At 74.9% G+C, this 16,797-nt stretch carries 13 protein-coding genes and 1 pseudogene; 11 read left to right on the top strand and 3 right to left on the bottom strand.

Annotated elements, in window-relative coordinates:
- Positions 1–130: 130 nt before the first annotated feature.
- Positions 131–1,105, top strand: a pseudogene (locus D7044_RS28830) (cobalamin biosynthesis protein); the annotation flags it as partial.
- A 119-nt stretch (positions 1,106–1,224) separates the two neighbouring features.
- Positions 1,225–2,766 carry a cobyric acid synthase gene (locus D7044_RS28835; protein ID WP_120690805.1) on the top strand — a complete coding sequence of 514 codons (1,542 nt, stop codon included), beginning with the start codon at positions 1,225–1,227 and terminating at the stop codon, positions 2,764–2,766.
- Between the two features lie 217 nt (positions 2,767–2,983).
- On the opposite strand, the gene D7044_RS28840 is transcribed toward D7044_RS28835, so the two are convergent.
- Positions 2,984–3,385, bottom strand: coding sequence for a rhodanese-like domain-containing protein (locus D7044_RS28840; protein WP_120679923.1), 402 nt, complete (start codon positions 3,383–3,385; stop codon positions 2,984–2,986).
- 248 nt (positions 3,386–3,633) lie between these two features.
- Here D7044_RS28840 and D7044_RS28845 point away from each other — a divergent pair, with 248 nt between their 5' ends.
- From D7044_RS28845 to D7044_RS28860, 4 genes are all read left to right on the top strand, one after another.
- On the top strand, positions 3,634–4,287 hold the full coding sequence (locus tag D7044_RS28845; RefSeq protein WP_325050925.1) for a uridine kinase family protein: 654 nt from the start codon (positions 3,634–3,636) through the stop codon (positions 4,285–4,287).
- Between the two features lie 218 nt (positions 4,288–4,505).
- On the top strand, positions 4,506–5,852 hold the full coding sequence (locus D7044_RS28850; protein ID WP_199716813.1) for a dipeptidase: 1,347 nt from the start codon (positions 4,506–4,508) through the stop codon (positions 5,850–5,852).
- Positions 5,853–5,969: 117 nt separating this feature from the next.
- Positions 5,970–6,176, top strand: coding sequence for a hypothetical protein (locus tag D7044_RS28855; protein WP_120690779.1), 207 nt, complete (start codon positions 5,970–5,972; stop codon positions 6,174–6,176).
- Positions 6,177–6,262: 86 nt separating this feature from the next.
- Positions 6,263–7,834: an ATP-dependent DNA ligase gene (locus D7044_RS28860; protein WP_120690780.1), complete on the top strand. Its 1,572-nt coding sequence runs from the start codon at positions 6,263–6,265 to the stop codon at positions 7,832–7,834.
- Positions 7,835–7,874: 40 nt separating this feature from the next.
- On the opposite strand, the gene D7044_RS28865 is transcribed toward D7044_RS28860, so the two are convergent.
- Positions 7,875–8,696 (bottom strand): SURF1 family cytochrome oxidase biogenesis protein, encoded by an 822-nt coding sequence (locus tag D7044_RS28865; RefSeq protein WP_233563223.1) that lies wholly within the window; start codon positions 8,694–8,696, stop codon positions 7,875–7,877.
- A gap of 163 nt (positions 8,697–8,859) precedes the next feature.
- Between D7044_RS28865 and D7044_RS28870 the strand changes: the two genes are divergently transcribed.
- Both D7044_RS28870 and D7044_RS28875 read left to right on the top strand, forming a co-directional pair.
- Complete coding sequence (locus D7044_RS28870) at positions 8,860–10,260, top strand: cobyrinate a,c-diamide synthase (RefSeq protein WP_120690781.1); 1,401 nt, start codon at positions 8,860–8,862, stop codon at positions 10,258–10,260.
- Positions 10,257–10,826 carry a GNAT family N-acetyltransferase gene (locus D7044_RS28875; RefSeq protein ID WP_120679718.1) on the top strand — a complete coding sequence of 190 codons (570 nt, stop codon included), beginning with the start codon at positions 10,257–10,259 and terminating at the stop codon, positions 10,824–10,826. The genes D7044_RS28870 and D7044_RS28875 overlap by 4 nt, the downstream gene beginning before the upstream one ends.
- Positions 10,827–10,929: 103 nt before the next feature.
- Here the strand turns inward: D7044_RS28875 and D7044_RS28880 are convergent, their stop codons facing one another.
- Complete coding sequence (locus D7044_RS28880) at positions 10,930–13,056, bottom strand: transglycosylase domain-containing protein (RefSeq protein WP_120679720.1); 2,127 nt, start codon at positions 13,054–13,056, stop codon at positions 10,930–10,932.
- 132 nt (positions 13,057–13,188) lie between these two features.
- Here D7044_RS28880 and cobC point away from each other — a divergent pair, with 132 nt between their 5' ends.
- The 3 genes from cobC to cobA all read left to right on the top strand — a co-directional run bounded on the left by cobC (position 13,189) and on the right by cobA (position 16,797).
- Positions 13,189–14,352 carry an Rv2231c family pyridoxal phosphate-dependent protein CobC gene (gene cobC / locus D7044_RS28885; protein ID WP_120690782.1) on the top strand — a complete coding sequence of 388 codons (1,164 nt, stop codon included), beginning with the start codon at positions 13,189–13,191 and terminating at the stop codon, positions 14,350–14,352.
- Complete coding sequence (gene cobT / locus D7044_RS28890; RefSeq protein WP_120690783.1) at positions 14,352–15,461, top strand: nicotinate-nucleotide--dimethylbenzimidazole phosphoribosyltransferase; 1,110 nt, start codon at positions 14,352–14,354, stop codon at positions 15,459–15,461. The genes cobC and cobT overlap by 1 nt, the downstream gene beginning before the upstream one ends.
- Before the next feature lie 79 nt (positions 15,462–15,540).
- A complete protein-coding gene (cobA, locus tag D7044_RS28895; RefSeq protein ID WP_120690784.1) occupies positions 15,541–16,797 on the top strand; it encodes a uroporphyrinogen-III C-methyltransferase in 1,257 nt (418 codons plus the stop codon).

Below are 16,797 nucleotides of genomic sequence, written 5' to 3' on the forward strand. Positions count from 1 at the left end.
ATGGTGCCGCCGCCGCAACGGGGGGCGGGGTGACGGCGGCAGAGGCCGCCGTCACCCCGCGTGAGCAGGGTGCGCGCGAGCGAATCCGAGAAAGGCTTTCGTCTAGGCTGGCCGGCCGGAGGTGGTCTGCGTGCGGCATGCGGCGCCGTTGGCGAACGCGGCGGGACTGGTGGCGGGGTATGCCCTGGACAGGCTGCTCGGCGACCCGCGCCGCTGGCACCCCGTCGCGGGATTCGGCCGCGCGGCCGGCGCGCTGGAACAGCGCCTCTACCGCCCGGACCGGCGCGCGGGAGCGGTCTTCACCACCCTGGCCGTCGGCGTGCCGGTGCTGCTCGGAGTAGCGGCGACCTCGGCCACCCGGCGGCGGCCGATCGCCCGGGCCGCGCTGGTCGCGGCCGGCACCTGGACGGTGCTGGGCGGCCGCACCCTGCGGCACGAGGCCGAGGTGATGGGTCGGGCGCTGCGCGACGGCGACCTGCCGGCCGCCCGGCAGCGGCTGAGTCACCTCTGCGGTCGCGACCCGTCGGCGCTCGACGAGCCGGAGCTGGCCCGCGCCACCGTCGAGTCGGTCGCCGAGAACACCTCCGACGCGGTGGTCGCCCCGCTGCTCTGGGGTGCGGTGGCCGGCCTGCCCGGTCTGCTCGGCTACCGCGCGGCGAACACCCTCGACGCGATGGTGGGGCACCGCTCGCCGCGGTACGCCCGGTTCGGCACACCCGCCGCGCGGCTGGACGACCTGCTCAACCTGGTGCCGGCGCGGCTGACCGGTCTGCTCACCGTGGCCGTCGCCCCGATCGCCGACGGCGACCGCGAGCAGGCGTGGCGGGTGTGGCGGCGCGACCGCAACGACCATCCCAGCCCCAACGCAGGCCAGTGCGAGGCGGCGATGGCCGGAGCGCTCGGCGTACGACTCGGCGGGCGCAACGTCTACTTCGGCCGGTCGGAGGTGCGGCCGTTCCTCGGCGACGGTCCGCGTCCCGAGGCGCGGCACCTCGCGCGTACCACCCGCGTCTCCGGCGCCGTCGGGCTGGCCGCCCTCGCCGTGGCGGCCGCCTACCCGGTGACCCTCGGCCGGCTCGTCTCCGCCGTGGGCCGGCGTGCCCTGCGCGCGCGGACCCGGCCGGTACCGGCCGGCGCGCCGGCGGCGCTGCGGGCCCGGCGAACCGGTGACCCGAAGACCGCCACCGATGGTGGCGCGGCGGCGACCGGGCGGCGGTGGCGGCGATGAGCGGCGGGCTGCTGGTGGCCGGCACCACCTCCGACGCCGGGAAGAGCGTCCTCACCGCCGGCATCTGCCGTTGGCTGCACCGGCAGGGCGTGCGGGTGGCGCCGTTCAAGGCGCAGAACATGTCCAACAACTCGGCGGTGGTGGTCGGGCGGGACGGGCGCGGCGGTGAGATCGGCCGGGCCCAGGCGATGCAGGCCGCCGCCGCCGGGCTCGCCCCCGACCTGCGGTTCAACCCCGTGCTGTTGAAGCCGGGCAGCGACCTGGCGAGCCAGGTGGTGCTGCTCGGCGAGGCGGTCGAGACGGTCACCGCCGGCACCTTCCGGGAGTTGCGGCCCCGCCTGGCGGAGACCGCGTACACGGCCCTCGCCGAGCTGCGAGCCGAGTACGACGTGGTGATCTGCGAGGGCGCCGGCAGCCCCGCCGAGATCAACCTGCGCGCCGGTGACTACGTGAACATGGGGCTCGCCCGGCACGCGGGTTGGCCCACCATCGTGGTCGGTGACATCGACCGGGGCGGCGTGTTCGCCTCCATGTTCGGCACCGTGGCGCTGCTCGCCCCGGCCGACCAGGCGCTGATCGCCGGATTCGTGATCAACAAGTTCCGGGGAGACCTCGGTCTGCTCCGCCCTGGGCTGGACATGCTGCGCCAGGTCACCGGCCGTCCGACGTACGGGGTGCTGCCCTGGTCGCTCGACCTCTGGCTGGACGCCGAGGACTCGCTCGCGTACGGCCGGGTGCTCGGCCGACCCGCCGCCCCGCACGGCACCGAGTGGCTGGACGTGGCCGTGGTCCGGCTGCCCCGGATCAGCAACGCCACCGACGTCGAGGCGCTCGCCACCGAGCCCGGCGTACGGGTGCGGCTCACCGTGGAGCCGGCCGAGCTGGCCGCCGCCGACCTCGTGGTGCTGCCCGGCTCCAAGTCGACGGTGGCGGACCTCGCCTGGCTACGGGAGACCGGTCTGGCCGACGCGGTGCTGGCCCACGCCGCGGCCGGGAAGCCGCTGCTCGGCATCTGCGGCGGGTTCCAGATGCTGGCCCGGGAGATCCACGACCCGGTGGAGAGCCGGCTGGGCACCGTGCCCGGCCTCGGTCTGCTCCCGCTGGAGGTCGGTTTCGATCAGCGCAAGACCGTGCGGCAGTCGGTGGGCAGCGCCGGGCCCGACCTGCCGGTCCGGGGGTACGAGATCCACCACGGGTACGTCTCGTCGGCCGACCCCACGGTCACCCCGCTGATCACCCTCGCCGACGGCAGCGGCGAGGGGATGGTCCTCGGCGCGGTGCACGGCACGCACTGGCACGGCGCCTTCGAGTCCGACGCGTTCCGCCGCCGGTTCCTCACCGAGGCGGCCCGGCTCGCCGGACGGCACGGGTTCCGCGTCGCCACCGACAACGTCTTCGCGGTGGCCCGGGAACGCTCGCTGGATCTGCTCGGCGACCTCGTCGAGGAGCACCTGGACACCGACGCGCTCTGGCGCCTCATCGAGACCGGCCCACCCCCGGGGCTTCCGTTCATCCCGCCAGGGGCCCCGCCCGGCTAGCGATGCCGACCGCGCCGTCGAGGTGCGTGTCCGGCCCCGGCTGCGGTGCACTGCGGCCGGAGAGCAGCGGTTGGCGAGCAGGCCGCCGTCGGTCCGGGTCCACTGCCGCCGCAGGGCCGCCCGGTTGGCGCGCAGGCCGCCGTCGGTCGACGAGCGCGGCGGTCGATGCCGACCGGGGCGGTCTGCATCGGCTCGGCGGCCCGGTCGAGCGGCCGGATCAGGGGCGCACGTCGGCGGGTCGGTCGGAGAGGGGCAGGCCGGCCGCGATCCAGGCCTGGACGCCGCCGATCATGTCCGTCGCGCGCCGCAACCCCAGCGCCTGCAGGCTCGCCGCCGCGAGGCTGGAGCTGTAGCCGTGCCGGCACACCAGCACGATCTGCCGGTCGTAGCCGGTGGCCTCCGGGATGCGCCAGGGGCTCGCTGGGTCGAGCCGCCACTCCAGCACCGTCCGGTCGATGACGATCGCGCCGGGCAGGTCGCCCTGGTCCCGGCGATGCCGTTCGGCGCGGGTGTCGATCAGCAGCGCACCGCCCCGCACCGTCTCGACGGTCTCGTGCGGGGTCAACCGTTGCAGCCCGGCGCGGGCCTGTTCGAGCAGGGCCTCGACGCCGGGGCTCATCACGTCACGGAGCACCTCCCGATCATGCCCAGCCGTCCGGTGCGCCGCCCGGCGAACAGGTCGGCGCCAACTGGCGGGTGACGTGATTCCCCCGGACGTGACAGACGCGCGCCGACCCGGTACTCCGAACGGGGGCGAGAGCGCCGGGACGTGCCCGTTTCCGGGGGCGCGGCCGCGGCCGGGCCGACCCGTGCCCCGCATACTGGCGCGGTGCCGCGCCTCGCCCGACCCGTCCACCCGCGCCACCGCTGCGCCGAGCCGCCGCAGGGGTGGGCGTGACCCGGGTCGCGATCGTCGAGGCGTACGCCGAACTGGCTCGGCGGGTGCTCGCCGGCCCGCCGCGGTTGGGGCATACCCGGATGGTGGCGGTCGACGGGCCGAGCGGGGCGGGCAAGAGCCGGTTCGCGGCGCACCTCGCCGACGCACTCGCCATGGCCCAGGGTGGCGACCGGCCGCCCGTGGTGCACACCGACGACCTGCTCGACGGCTGGGAGGACCAGCTCACTTTCTGGGCCCGGCTGGAGACGCGGGTGCTGGCGCCGCTGCGCGCCGGGCGGGCCGGGGCGTACCACCGCTACAGCTGGGTGCGGCGGAGCTTCCTGCCCGACGCGGTCGCGGTGCCGGCCGCGCCGGTGCTGATCGTCGAGGGGGTGAGCGCGGCTCGCGCGGCGGCGCGTCCGGAGCTGACCCTCGCCGTCTTCGTGACCGCGCCCGCGCCGTTGCGGCTGGCCCGCGCGGTCGCCCGGGACGGCCCGGCGATCCTTCCCGAGCTGCGTCGCTGGCACGCCGGCGAGGCGGTGCACTTCGCCGCCGACGCCACGGCCGAGCACGCCGACCTGGTGGTCGACGGCGCACCGGAGCTGCCGCACGACCGCGCCCACTACTACCTGCGCCTCGGCTGACCGCCGGCCTGCGCCTCGGCTGATCGTCGGCCTGCGCGTCGGCTGACCGCCGGCGTGCGCGTCGGCTGATCGCCGGCCGTCCGCCGAGGTCGGGCCGCCGGTCGTCCGCTGAGGTCGGGTCGCCGGTCGTCCGCTGAGGTCGGGCCCCGTCTTCCGCCGACCGGGCCGGGTGGCGGCCGTAAGGTCGGCATACGATGCCGGTCATGACCACACCGATCATGTCCGAGTCCGAGGTACGGGCCGCCGTCGAGCGGGAACTGCCGGGTGTCCGTGCCGACCTGGAACGACTCGTCCGCATCCCCGGCATCGCCTTCGACGGCTTCGACCACTCGCACGTGGAGCGCTCCGCCGAGGCGGTCGCCGAGCTGCTGCGCGGCTGCGGCCTGGACGTGGAGATCGTGCGCTCCGGCGGGCAGCCGGCGGTGATCGGTCGGAAGGCGGCCCCGCCCGGCGCGCCGACGGTGCTCCTCTACGCACACCACGACGTGCAGCCGGTCGGCGATCTGTCGTTGTGGCAGTCGGATCCGTTCGAGCCGGTCGAGCGGGACGGCCGGCTGTACGGCCGGGGCGCGGCCGACGACAAGGCCGGGGTGATGGCGCACGTGGCGGCGCTGCGTGCGTACGGCGACCGGCTGCCGGTCGGCGTGGTCCTCTTCATCGAGGGGGAGGAGGAGTACGGCTCCGACTCGCTGGAGCGGCTGCTCGAGGAGCACCGCGACGAGATCGCCTCGGACGTCATCGTGATCGCCGACTCGGGCAACTGGGACGTCGGCGTGCCGGCGCTGACCACCTCGCTGCGCGGCATCGTGAACTGCTTCGTCGAGGTCCGCACCCTGGAACAGGCCGTGCACAGCGGCATGTTCGGCGGTCCGGTTCCGGACGCGCTGACCACCCTGGTGCGGCTGCTCGCCACGCTGCACACCGACGCCGGTGACGTGGCCGTCGAGGGGCTGATCGGCCGGGATGGCGCGACGGTCGACTACCCCGAGGAGCGGATCCGGGCCGAGGCCGGGGTCGTCGAGGGTGTGGAGTTCATCGGCACTGGCCGTCTCACCGACCGGCTCTGGACCAAGCCGGCGGTCTCCGTGCTCGGCATCGACGCGCCGGCCACCGGGGAGGCGCCGAACGCCCTGGTCCCGTCCGCGAAGGCCAAGATCAGCGTACGGCTCGCGCCGGGCGACGACCCGAAGCGGGCGTACGAGGCGCTCCGTACCCACCTGGAGAAGCACGTGCCGTGGGGCGCGCAGGTGACGGTCACCATCGAGCATGACGGCAGCCCCTGCGTCATCGACGCCTCGGGACCGATGTTCGACGCCGCCCGTTCGGCGTTCCGCACCGCCTGGGACGGCACCGACCCGGTCGACATCGGGGTGGGCGGCTCGATCCCGTTCATCGCCACGTTCCAGGAGATGTTCCCGCAGGCCGCGATCCTGGTGACCGGCGTGGAGGACCCGCACGCCCGGGCGCACGGGCCGAACGAGAGCCTGCACCTGGGCGAGTTCGCCCGGGTCTGCCTCGCCGAGGCGCTGCTGCTCGGCAAGGTCGCCGAGGTGGCTCGCGACTAGCACGCGCCGAGGCCTGAGCCGGGACTCGGTGCGCGCCCTGGTGTCGAAACCGTAACGCTGGGGTCGATTCTGGACTTTACGGCGTGTCGGACCCGGCGTTGTTATAGCCTTTCGAACATGAGTACGAACGAGGTGATGGCCCGGTTGCAGGCCACCGTCAGCGCTCTGGGGGACGTCGACGTCTCCGCGTGGCCCGAGGACACGCTCAAGGAACAGCTCGGCGAGCTCTCGGCCGTGCTGGTCGCACTCGACTCGATGCTCAGCCGGGTCGCCGACGAGGTCCGCGCCCGGGGGCTCCGGATCGAGGAGCCCGTTCCGGCCTGAGTCGCACGGCTCCGGTCCGGGCGACCTGCTGCTCCCGGGCACGGCAATGTCCGGGTGGTGTCGGAGGTGGCTGGCAGGATGAACCCGTGCGGTTCCTCGATCTGGCAGCCACCTCCGCCGCCGTGGCCGCCACCAGCGGCCGGCGGGCCAAGGTGGAGTTGCTGGCCGGCGCGCTGCGGTCGCTCGACCCGGCCGAGGTGCCGGCGGGTGCCGGATGGCTCGCCGGCGAGTTGCGGCAACGCCAGACCGGTGTCGGCTATGCGAGCCTGCGTGACCTGCCACCGCCCGCCGCCGAGCCGACGTTGACCGTCGCGGCCGTCGACTCGGCGATCGACCGGATCGCCGAGGTGCACGGCCCCGGGTCGCAGGCCCGCCGCCGGTCGCTGCTCGGCGCGCTCTACGCCGCGGCCACCGTCGACGAGCAGCGGCTGCTGACCGGCCTGTTCAGCGGCGAGCTGCGCCAGGGCGCCCAGGCCGGGCTGCTCGCCGACGCGATCGCACGAGCCGCCGAGGTGCCGGTGGCGGCCGTACGCCGGGCCCTGCTGCTCTCCGGCGACCTGCGCACGGTCGCGGTGGCTGCGCTCGACGGGGGCGCCGCCGCGCTGGCCGGGTTCGGGCTCCAGGTGGGGCGTCCGCTGGCGCCGATGCTGGCGCAGAGCGCGCCGTCGGTCGACGAGGCGCTCACCGCGACCGGTGTGCCCGCCGTGGTCGACGTCAAGCTCGACGGCATCCGGATCCAGGTGCACCGTTCCGGGCAGGAGATAGCCGTCTTCACCCGCAGCCTCGACGAGATCACCTCCCGGGTGCCCGAGGTGGTGGCCGCGGTACGCGCCCTGCCGGCCCGGCAGTTGGTGCTCGACGGCGAGGCGATCGGGCTCGACGAGACCGGGCGTCCGCTGCCGTTCCAACAGACCTCCAGCCGCGCCGCCCGGCGCGCCACGCCGAGCACCACCGGCCGCGCGCCGGTCGCCCCCGCAGTGCTCGCCGCGGCGGAGACCACCGGCCGGGCGGTGCTCACGCCGTACTTCTTCGACCTGCTGCACCTCGACGGCGACGACCTGATCGACCTGCCCGGCCGGGACCGGTGGGCCGCGCTGGCCGGCGCGGTCGACGAGTCGCTGCTGGTGGGCCGGGTGCTGGTCGAAGACGCGGACCAGGCGGGCGCGGCGTTCGCCGCGGCGATCGACGCCGGCCAGGAGGGGGTCGTGGTCAAGGCGCCGGACGCGCCCTACGACGCGGGTCGGCGCGGCTCGGCCTGGGTCAAGGTCAAGCCCCGGCACACGCTCGATCTGGTGGTGCTCGCCGTCGAGTGGGGCAGCGGCCGGCGCCGGGGCTGGCTCTCCAACCTCCACCTGGGCGCCCGCGACCCACGCACCGGCGACTTCGTGATGCTCGGCAAGACGTTCAAGGGCCTCACCGACGAACTGCTGCGCTGGCAGACCGAGCGCTTCCTCGACCTGGCCGTGGAGAAGGGCGACTGGGTGGTCCGGGTCCGTCCGGAGCAGGTCGTCGAGATCGCCTTCGACGGGGTGCAGACCAGCTCCCGCTACCCGGGCGGAATGGCGCTGCGCTTCGCCCGGGTGGTGCGTTACCGCACCGACAAGACGGCCGCCGAGGCGGACACCATCGACGCGGTTCGGGCGATCCACACCGGCTGACCGGCGCTCCGCCGGGGCGCGGTGGCCCCGGGCGGGCCGGTCAGGCCGACGTGCTCGGCATCGGCTCGGCGGCCCGGTCGAGCGGCCTGTCGTCGAGGCCGGCCCCGCGGCGGGCCTCCCGACGCGCCGCCCAGCCGTAGCCGAAGAGCGTCATGACGGCGAAGAGCCACCACTGCACGATGTAGCCGAGGTTCTGCCAGTTGTTGGTGTGCCCCACCGGCACCGCCTTGAAGACCGGGTCCGCCGCCGGGGTCTGCTCGTCGAGCAGCACGTACGCGCCGTAGATCGGGTACGGGAGCTCGGGCGCCAGCCGGGAGACGGCGATCCGGCGGGTCTCCAACCGTCCGTCGCGCCGTACCACCGAGTCGGGGCGGCTCTCACTCTCGTGCAGCCGGCCGACCACCGTCACGTCGCCACCGGGAGCGGCGGGAACCTCCGGCCGCGCGAGCGCCCCGCCCGGCGCCGGCGGGATCCAGCCCCGGTCGACCAGCACCGCGCTGCCGTCGGGCAGCACGAGCGGCGTGACCACCTCGAACCCGACCTGGCTGTCCACGGTGCGGGTGCGGACCAGGACGGTGTTCGTCGCGTCGTACCGGCCGGTGACGGTGACCCGGGTGTAGACCTTCTCCTTGGCCGGGGCCGGGCCGGTCGTGCCCGCACCGCCGCTGGGGCCGGGCATCGCGTCCCGCAGCGGGGCCGGAGTCATCCGCTGGCCCGCGTCGATCCGCTCATTGATCTCGGTGCGCCCCTGGTAGCGGTGCAGCTGCCAGTTGGCGAGGAAGACCATCACCACGGCGGCGACCAGGGCCAGCGCCAGATAGCCGAGCCAGCGCGGGGTCAGCAGGAACCGGTACACAGCCACGAGGCTACTCGTATGACCGACACCACTGCCCGCGACCGCCCGGCTGCGGGCCGCGACAGCCCGTTGCGCCTCGCTCGTCCATCGGCGTGGGCCGGTATCGTCACCGGGCGGACCGCTCCCACGGGCCCGCAAATGCGTACCCGCCGCACGCGAGGAGTCGATGATGACCGTCGTGCCGCGCCTGGTGCTCAGCGCGCCGTCCTCCGGGCATGGCAAGAACGCGCTGGCCATCGGGTTGCTCGCCGCGTTCGCCGACCGTGACGTCCAGGTCGCCGGTTTCAAGCTCGGGCCGGACCGGGTCGACGCCGCCTACCTCGGCCTCGCCGCCGGCCGTCCCGGGCGCACCCTCGACCCCCTCCTGGTCGGCGCCGACCGGCTCGCGCCGCTGGTGGCGCACGGCGCCGCGGGCGCCGGGCTCGCCGTGGTCCAGGGCAGCATGGGGCTGTACGACAGCGTCACCGGCCGCCCCGAGCACGACTCCGCCGCCGCCGTGGCGACCGCGCTGCGCAGTCCGGTGGTCCTGGTCGTCGACGTGGCGGCGACGGGGCAGTCGGTGGCCGCCCTGGTGCACGGCTTCCGGTCGTTCGACGAGCAGCTCTGGCTCGGCGGCGTGATCCTCACCCGGGTGGCCTCGTCCCGGCACGAGACGATGCTGCGGGAGGCGCTCGACGACATCGGCGTGCCGGTCTACGGCGCGTTGCGCCGGCAGGACCTGCCCGGGGTGCTGCCCGACCGCCGGCACGGGGTGGTGCCGGCGTTCGACGGCTCGGGCGAGGCGAGCCGGGCGGTACGCCGCCTGGGGGAGGCGGTCGCCGCGACCGTGGACCTGGAGCGGCTGCTCGGGCTGGCCCGCTCCGCCCCGCCGCTGCCCGCGGTGGCGTGGTCGCCGGCGGAGGCGCTGGCCGGCGCGGTGTCCCCGGCGGACCGGCCGCTGGTCGCGCTGGCCGGCGCACCGGGCGGCAGCTACAGCACCCCGGAGACGGCCGAGCTGCTCCGAGCGGCCGGCGCCGAGGTGGTGACGCTCGATCCCCTGCGCGACGAGGCGTTGCCGCCCGGCACCCGGGCGCTGATCGTCGGCGGGGCGCTCCCCGAGTCGTACGCCGAGCAGCTGTCGGCGAACCGGCGGCTCTGCATCGCGGTCGCCGAGCTGGCCCGCACCGGCCGGCCGGTGATCGCCGAGGGGGCCGGCATGCTCTGGCTGGCGCGGGAGCTCGACGGGCTGCCGATGTGCGGGGTCCTGGACGCCGTGGGCGCCAGCCGGGACGGCCTGGTCATCGGCTACCGGGAGGCGACGGCCCGCACCACGAGCGTGGTCGCGTCGGAGGGCGCGGTCGTGGTCGGGCACAAGGAACACCGCGCGGTGCTCACCCCGAGGGCGGGTCAGCGCCCGGCGTGGAGCTGGGAGGGGGGCTCGGCGGAGGGCTTCGTCTGGCGTAACGTGCACGCCTCGCAGCTCGCGCTGCACTGGGCCGGGCATCCCGAGATCGCCTCCCGACTGGTGGCCGCGGCGGCGGAGCCGCTTCCCGAGACGGTTTCGGCCGGGCCGAGCGGGGTGCCGGCGTGATCGGCCAGGTCGCGGTACGCCGCTTTCCGACGCTGACCGTCTCCACGCCCCGTACCGAGGTGCGGCAGCTCGGCGACGTGGACGCGGTGGCGACCGGAGAGATCTTCGCCGACAAGTTGACCCGGCGCTGGCTGCCGCTCGCCGACGACTCCGGCCCGATCGACGGTCTCGCCTGGTGCACCGACCTGGCCCGGCAGCGCCGCGACAGCGGCGACGGCGACCACTACGGGGTGCTCCGCCGGGAGGACGATCGGCTCGTCGGCTGCCTCTGGACCCGGCGTACCGACTGGGGCGCCCGGCTCACCGAGATCTCGTACGCCATGGCGCCGCAGGCGCGGGGCTTCGGGCTGGCCGCCGAGGCGGTGGACGCGCTGGCCATCGCGCTGATCCTGGAACACGGCTTCCAGCGGGTGGAGCTGCGGGTGGCGCCGGGCAACACGGCGTCGCGCCGGGTGGCCGAGAAGGCCGGCTTCAGCTACGAGGGCCTGCTGCGCAACGCCGGCTACGTCCGGGGCGCCCGAGCCGACCTGGAGGTCTGGTCCTTCGTAGCCGCCGACCTCCACTGACTCCGTATGCGTTGATCAAGAGGTTCGCGTCACGAACCAACCGCCTTCTGACGCGAACCTCTTGATCAACCCGGTCGGGCAACCGGCGGGTGGTGGGTGGGGGTCAGCCGACTATGGCGTCGCTGGGTGGGGTGAACTGGCGGGTGGGTTTGCCCTTCAGGCCGTCGCGCAGGGTCTCCGCCACGGCGCTGATCGGGATCTGCGACTGGCCGTCGCCGACCGCGTTGAACGGGTTGTCCGGATCGGAGATGAAGCTCGCCGCGGCCAGCTCCGGCGTGTAGCCGACGAACCAGGCGGACCGGGTGCTGTCCGTGGTACCCGTCTTGCCGGCCACCGGTCGTCCGACGGTGCCCCGCACGCTGTCCGCGGTCGACCAGCCGCCGCAGCCTCCTCGCGCCGGGGTGTCCCCGGTGGGGCAGCGGGCCGCGTCGGTGGCCGCCCGGGCGGCGTCGGCCGTGACCACCTGCCGGCAGCGCGGCTTGGCGACCTCCCGGCTGATCCCAGAGGCGGTCGAGTACGTCGTCGGCGTACCGTCCCGGTTGAAGATCCCCTGCACCGGGATCGCCTCGCAGTACATGCCGTCCGCCGCGATCGCCGCGTAGGCGTTCGCCATCTCCAGCGGGGTGGCGTCGGAGACGCCCAGGGTGAACGCGCCCCACTTCTTCACCTTGGACGGGGAGGCCTGCTCCCGGTCGACGTCGGTGCGCCAGCGCAGTCCGAGCTGTTCGGCGAGGCGTACCGCCTTGTCCGCGCCGACCCGCTCCTCGAGCCAGACGAAGTAGGTGTTGACGGACTTGCCGAAGCCGGACCACATGGTCTGCATGCCGGACATCGCGCCGCTCGCGTTCGTCGGCGCCCACCCGTCGTAGATCGCCGACTGATACCGGTGCGGCGCGTTGAACGAGGTGGAGAGCGGCATCCCCGCGTTGAGCGCGGCCAGCATCGGGAACATCTTGAAAGTCGACCCGGCCTGGTAGCCCGGCAGGTCACCACCGCCGAGCAGCGGCGCCACGGTGTTCGGGTAGTTCGCCTTCACCTTCGGCCCGGCCTCCGGGTTCGAACTCAGCGGGTTCTCGGCCAGGTCCAGCGAGTACGTCCGGTTCACCGCCATCGCCTTGACCCGGCCGGTGCCGGGCTCGCTGAGCACGATGCCGTTGGCGAACGGGCTGCCGGTGCCGGCCCCGAGGTTCTTCTGGGCCGCCTCCTGGATCTTCGGGTCGATGCTGAGCACGATCCGGTAGCCACCGCGACGCAGCTTGTCCATCCGCTCCAGCCGGTTCTCCCCGAACGCCGGCTGCGCGCTCCACCAGTTCTTCACGTAGTCGCAGATGAAGCCCCAGCTGTTGTACTTCTCCGGCACGGCGGCGCAGTCGTTCGGCGGGTCGGTGAGCTTGAGCCGGATCGGCTCGCCCTTGGCCGCCGTGGCCGCGTCCGGGGAGAGGTAGCCGAGCTGGCTCATCCGGTCGAGGACGTAGTTGCGCCGGGCGGTGGCCTCCTTCTGGTCGGAGGTCGCGGGGTCGTACTGGCTCGGGGACTTCACCAGCCCGGCGAGCGTCGCCGCCTCGACCGGGGTGAGGTCCTTCGGCGTCTTGGAGAAGAAGATCTCGCTGGCCGCGTAGATGCCGTACGCCCGGTGCCCGAAGTACGCCGAGTTCAGGTAGCGCTCGATGATGTCTTCCTTGCTGAGTTCCTTCTCCAGGTCCATCGCCAGCCGCATCTCCCTGATCTTGCGCAGGCTGGTCTGCTGGGTGGCCTCCTGGACCTCCTTGGGCGTCGTCGCGCTGTCCCGCAGGGCCATCCGGACGTACTGCATGGTGAGGGTGGACGCGCCCTGGGAGACCCCGCCGGAGCCGGCGTTGGCGACGAACGCCCGTACGACGCCCTTCGGGTCGACGCCCTTGTGCTGGTAGAAGCGCGAATCCTCGGCGGCCACGATGGCCTGCTGGATGTTCGGCGACATGTCCGACAGCTTCGTGTACTGCCGGTACTCCTCGTAGAACATCGTCAGCACGGTCTTGCCGTCGGGCAGGTAGAGGTAGGAGGTCTCCGCGGGGAGGGCCTTGGTCAACAGCTTCGTCTTGTGCTCGGTGGCGTGCGCGGTGGCCTTCGCGCCGAGTCCGGTGACGGCGACCATGGGATAGGCGAGGGCGGCGATCACGATGCCGGCGATCAGCCCGGCGCGGAGTAGTGGGACGGCACGACCAGCGGAGGCAAGGGGTCGGTTGCTCACAGGGTCAAGCTATGACATTTCCGATTCGGAAATGAGAAGAATTCATAAACGGCCGTACGGCGAGCGAGTGGTGATGCGGCCCACGCCGTCACCGGCTGTCCCCTGCGCCGCCTTCCCGGCAGGATCGCGGGCATGCGTGGTCAGCCGAGCGGAACCCTGTCGGGTGTCGAGGAGAACCCGCGGGCCGACGAGCCGGCCGGTCAAGACGTACCGGTGGCCCGCACCAGCCACTTCGCGGCGACTTCCCACCCGGACCCCGACCTCGGCCACCACGGCGACGCGGAGGTGGGGGAGGGGCTGGTGGACCTCGCGGTGAACGTCCGCCGGGCGCCGCTGCCGCAGTGGCTCGCCGGGCCGATCACCGATTCCCTCGCCGATCTCGCCCGCTATCCGGACGCCGCGTCGGCCCGGGCCGCGGTCGCCGCCCGGCACGGCCGCGACCCGGACGAGGTGCTGCTCACCGCCGGCGCCGCCGAGGCGTTCGTGCTGATCGCCCAGGCGCTGCGCGGCGTGCACCGCCCGGTGGTGGTGCACCCGCAGTTCACCGAGCCCGAGGCGGCGCTCCTGGCGGCCGGGCACCGGGTCGAACGGGTCCTGCTCGACGCCGCCGACGGCTTCCGGCTGGACCCGGGCCGGGTCCCCGCCGACGCCGACCTCGTGATGATCGGCAATCCGACCAACCCCACCTCCGTGCTGCACTCGGCGTCGGCCGTCACCGCGCTGGCCCGGCCGGGGCGGGTGCTCGTGGTCGACGAGGCGTTCGCGGACACCACCGCCGCCCCCGGTCACCCCGGCGAACCCGAGTCGCTGGCCACCCGCCGGGATCTGCCCGGTCTGCTGGTGGTGCGCAGCCTCACCAAGACCTGGGGGCTGGCCGGGCTCCGGATCGGTTACCTGCTCGGCGCGCCGGAGCTGCTCACCCGGCTCGCCGCCGTACAGCCGCTCTGGCCGGTCTCCACCCCGGCGCTGGCGGCCGCCACCGCCTGCGCCGGCCCCGTCGCGGTCGAGGCCGAGCGCGAGATCGCCGCGCAGCTCGCCGCCGACCGCGACCACCTGGTCGCCCGGCTCGCCGACCTGCCGGGCGTACGCGTCGCCGGCCGACCGGCGAGCGCGTTCGTGCTGATCCACCTGCCGGGCGCGGCAGCGGTCCGGGCCGCGCTGCGCGCGCGTGGTTGGGCGGTACGCAGGGGCGACACCTTCCCCGGCCTCGGACCGGACTGGCTGCGGGTGGCCGTCCGGGACCGGGCCACCACCGACGCGTTCACCCGGGTACTGGGCGAGATCCTGGAGGCATGATGTTGGAGAGCACGATCGCGGCGATCGCACCGCTGCACGAGGCGGCCATGTCGGACGCCCGTGAGCTGCACGGGCGGCTCACGAAACCGGCCGGTTCCCTCGGCGCCCTGGAGGAGCTGTCGGTACGCCTCGCCGGCCTCGCGGGCAGCTGCCCGCCCCCGCTGCCCGGCGCCCCCGCGGTGGCCGTCTTCGCCGGCGACCACGGCGTGCACGCCCAGGGGGTGAGCCCCTGGCCGCAGGAGGTCACCGCCCAGATGATCGGCAACTTCCTGGCCGGCGGCGCGGTCGTCAACGCGTTCGCCCGGCAGGCGGGCGCCGCGGTGACCGTGGTCGACGTCGGCGTGGCCACCCCGATCCCCGGCTCGCCCGCCGACCCGCAGGACGCGCCGGCCGGCGGCGCGGCGGAACGGCTGGACCCGGCGGTACCCCGGCTGGTCAACGCCAGCGTCCGGCAAGGCACGCGGGACTTCACGGTCACCGCGGCCCTCACCCGGGACGAGGCCCGGGCCGCCGTGGAGGCGGGTATCCGGGTCGCCGAGGAGCTGATCGGGGCCGGGGCCGGCATCCTGCTCACCGGTGACATGGGCATCGGGAACACCACCCCCGCCGCCGCGCTGATCGCGGTCTTCACCGGCGCCGACGCGGCCGACGCGACCGGCCGGGGCACCGGCGTGGACGACCCGACGTACCGGCGGAAGGTCGAGGTGGTCCGGAGCGCGCTGGAGCGGCACCGGCCGGACCCGGCCGACCCGCTGGGGGTGCTGGCCGCGGTCGGTGGCCTGGAGCACGCCGCGCTGACCGGGCTGATCCTCGGTGCCGCCGCGCGCCGGGTACCGGTGCTGCTGGACGGGGTGATCGCGGGCTCCGCCGCGCTCGCCGCCGCGGCGTTCGCTCCCGACGCCGTCGGCGCGATGGTCGCCGGGCACCGCTCGGCCGAGCCCGGTGCCACGCTCGCGCTGCGGCGGCTCGGTCTCGAACCGCTGATCGACCTCGGTCTGCGCCTCGGCGAGGGCACCGGGGCGCTGCTCGCGCTGCCGGTGGTCACCGGAGCGATCCGGGTGCTGCACGAGGTGGCGACGTTCGACTCGGCCGGGGTGGCGGAGAAGTGAGGGCGCCGGCCGGCGTGGCGTCCGGGAGCGCCGGGCGTCGGTGCGCGCGAGGCGGCCGGCCCGGCGACGAGGTGACGAGGTGAGCGAGCGGGACGTCGCGCCGGGAGGTGCCGCCCCGTACCCCCTGGGCCTGCGCCTTCACCGGCGGCGAGTGGTCGTGGTGGGCGGCGGCGCGGTGGCGACCCGGCGCGTGCCGGCGTTGCTGGACGCCGGCGCGGACGTGCTGCTGGTCGCCCCGGAGCTGACGCCGGCCCTGCGCGCGCACGTCGACGCCGGCCGGCTGCGCTGGGAGGCGCGCCGGTTCGCCCCCGCCGACCTCGACGGGGCCTGGCTGGTCCAGGTGGCGGTGGACGACCCGGCCGCCGCCGCGTCGGTCAGCGCCGCCGCCGCCGAGCGGCGCATCTTCTGCGTGCGGGCCGACGACCGCGAGGCGGCGACGGCCTGGACGCCGGCGGTGACCCGGCACGGGCCGGTGACGGTCGCCGTGCTCGGCGGGGGCGATCCGCGCCGGGCGATGACAGTTCGCGACGCGGTGCGTGACCTGCTGGCCGCCCGGAGCGGCTCCCTTCCGACGGATCCGGCGGCGGCCGGCCGGAGCCGCCCGGGGGGCCGGGTCGCCCTGGTCGGCGCCGGTCCGGGGGATCCCGAGCTGATCACCGTGAAGGGGCTGCGGCTGCTCACCGAGGCGGAGGTGGTGGTCGCCGACCGGCTGGTGCCCGGGCTGCTCCTCGACGAGCTGCGCGCCGACGTGGAGCTGGTCGACGCCTCGAAGATTCCGTACGGACCGGCCCGCACCCAGGAGGAGATCAACCGGATCATCGTCGACCGGGCGCTGGCGGGGCGGTTCGTCGTACGGCTCAAGGGCGGCGACCCGTACGTCTTCGGTCGGGGCGGGGAGGAGCTGCTGGCGTGCGCGGCGGCCGGCGTGCCGGTGACCGTGGTGCCCGGGGTGACCAGCGCAGTCGCGGTGCCCGCGGTGGCCGGTGTTCCGGTCACCCACCGCGCGGTGGCGCACGAGTTCACGGTGGTGTCCGGGCACGTGGCACCCGACTCGCCGGACTCGCTGGTGCGCTGGGAGGCGCTCGCCGCGCTGCGCGGCACGCTGGTGATCCTGATGGGGCTGAAGAACCTGGCCGCGATCGCCGCGACCCTGCTCGCGCACGGGCGCCCCGGGCGAACCCCCGTCGCCGTGGTGCAGGAGGGGACCACCGGCGCGCAGCGGACGATCCGCTCGACGCTCGACACGGTCGCCGCCGACGTGACGGCCGCCGGTCTGCGCCCGCCCGCCGTGGTGGTGGTCGGGGACGTGGTCAACGCCCTGACCGCCGGAGCCTGA

It is taken from the genome of Micromonospora musae (genome assembly GCF_003626635.1).
Lineage (GTDB): Bacteria > Actinomycetota > Actinomycetes > Mycobacteriales > Micromonosporaceae > Micromonospora > Micromonospora musae.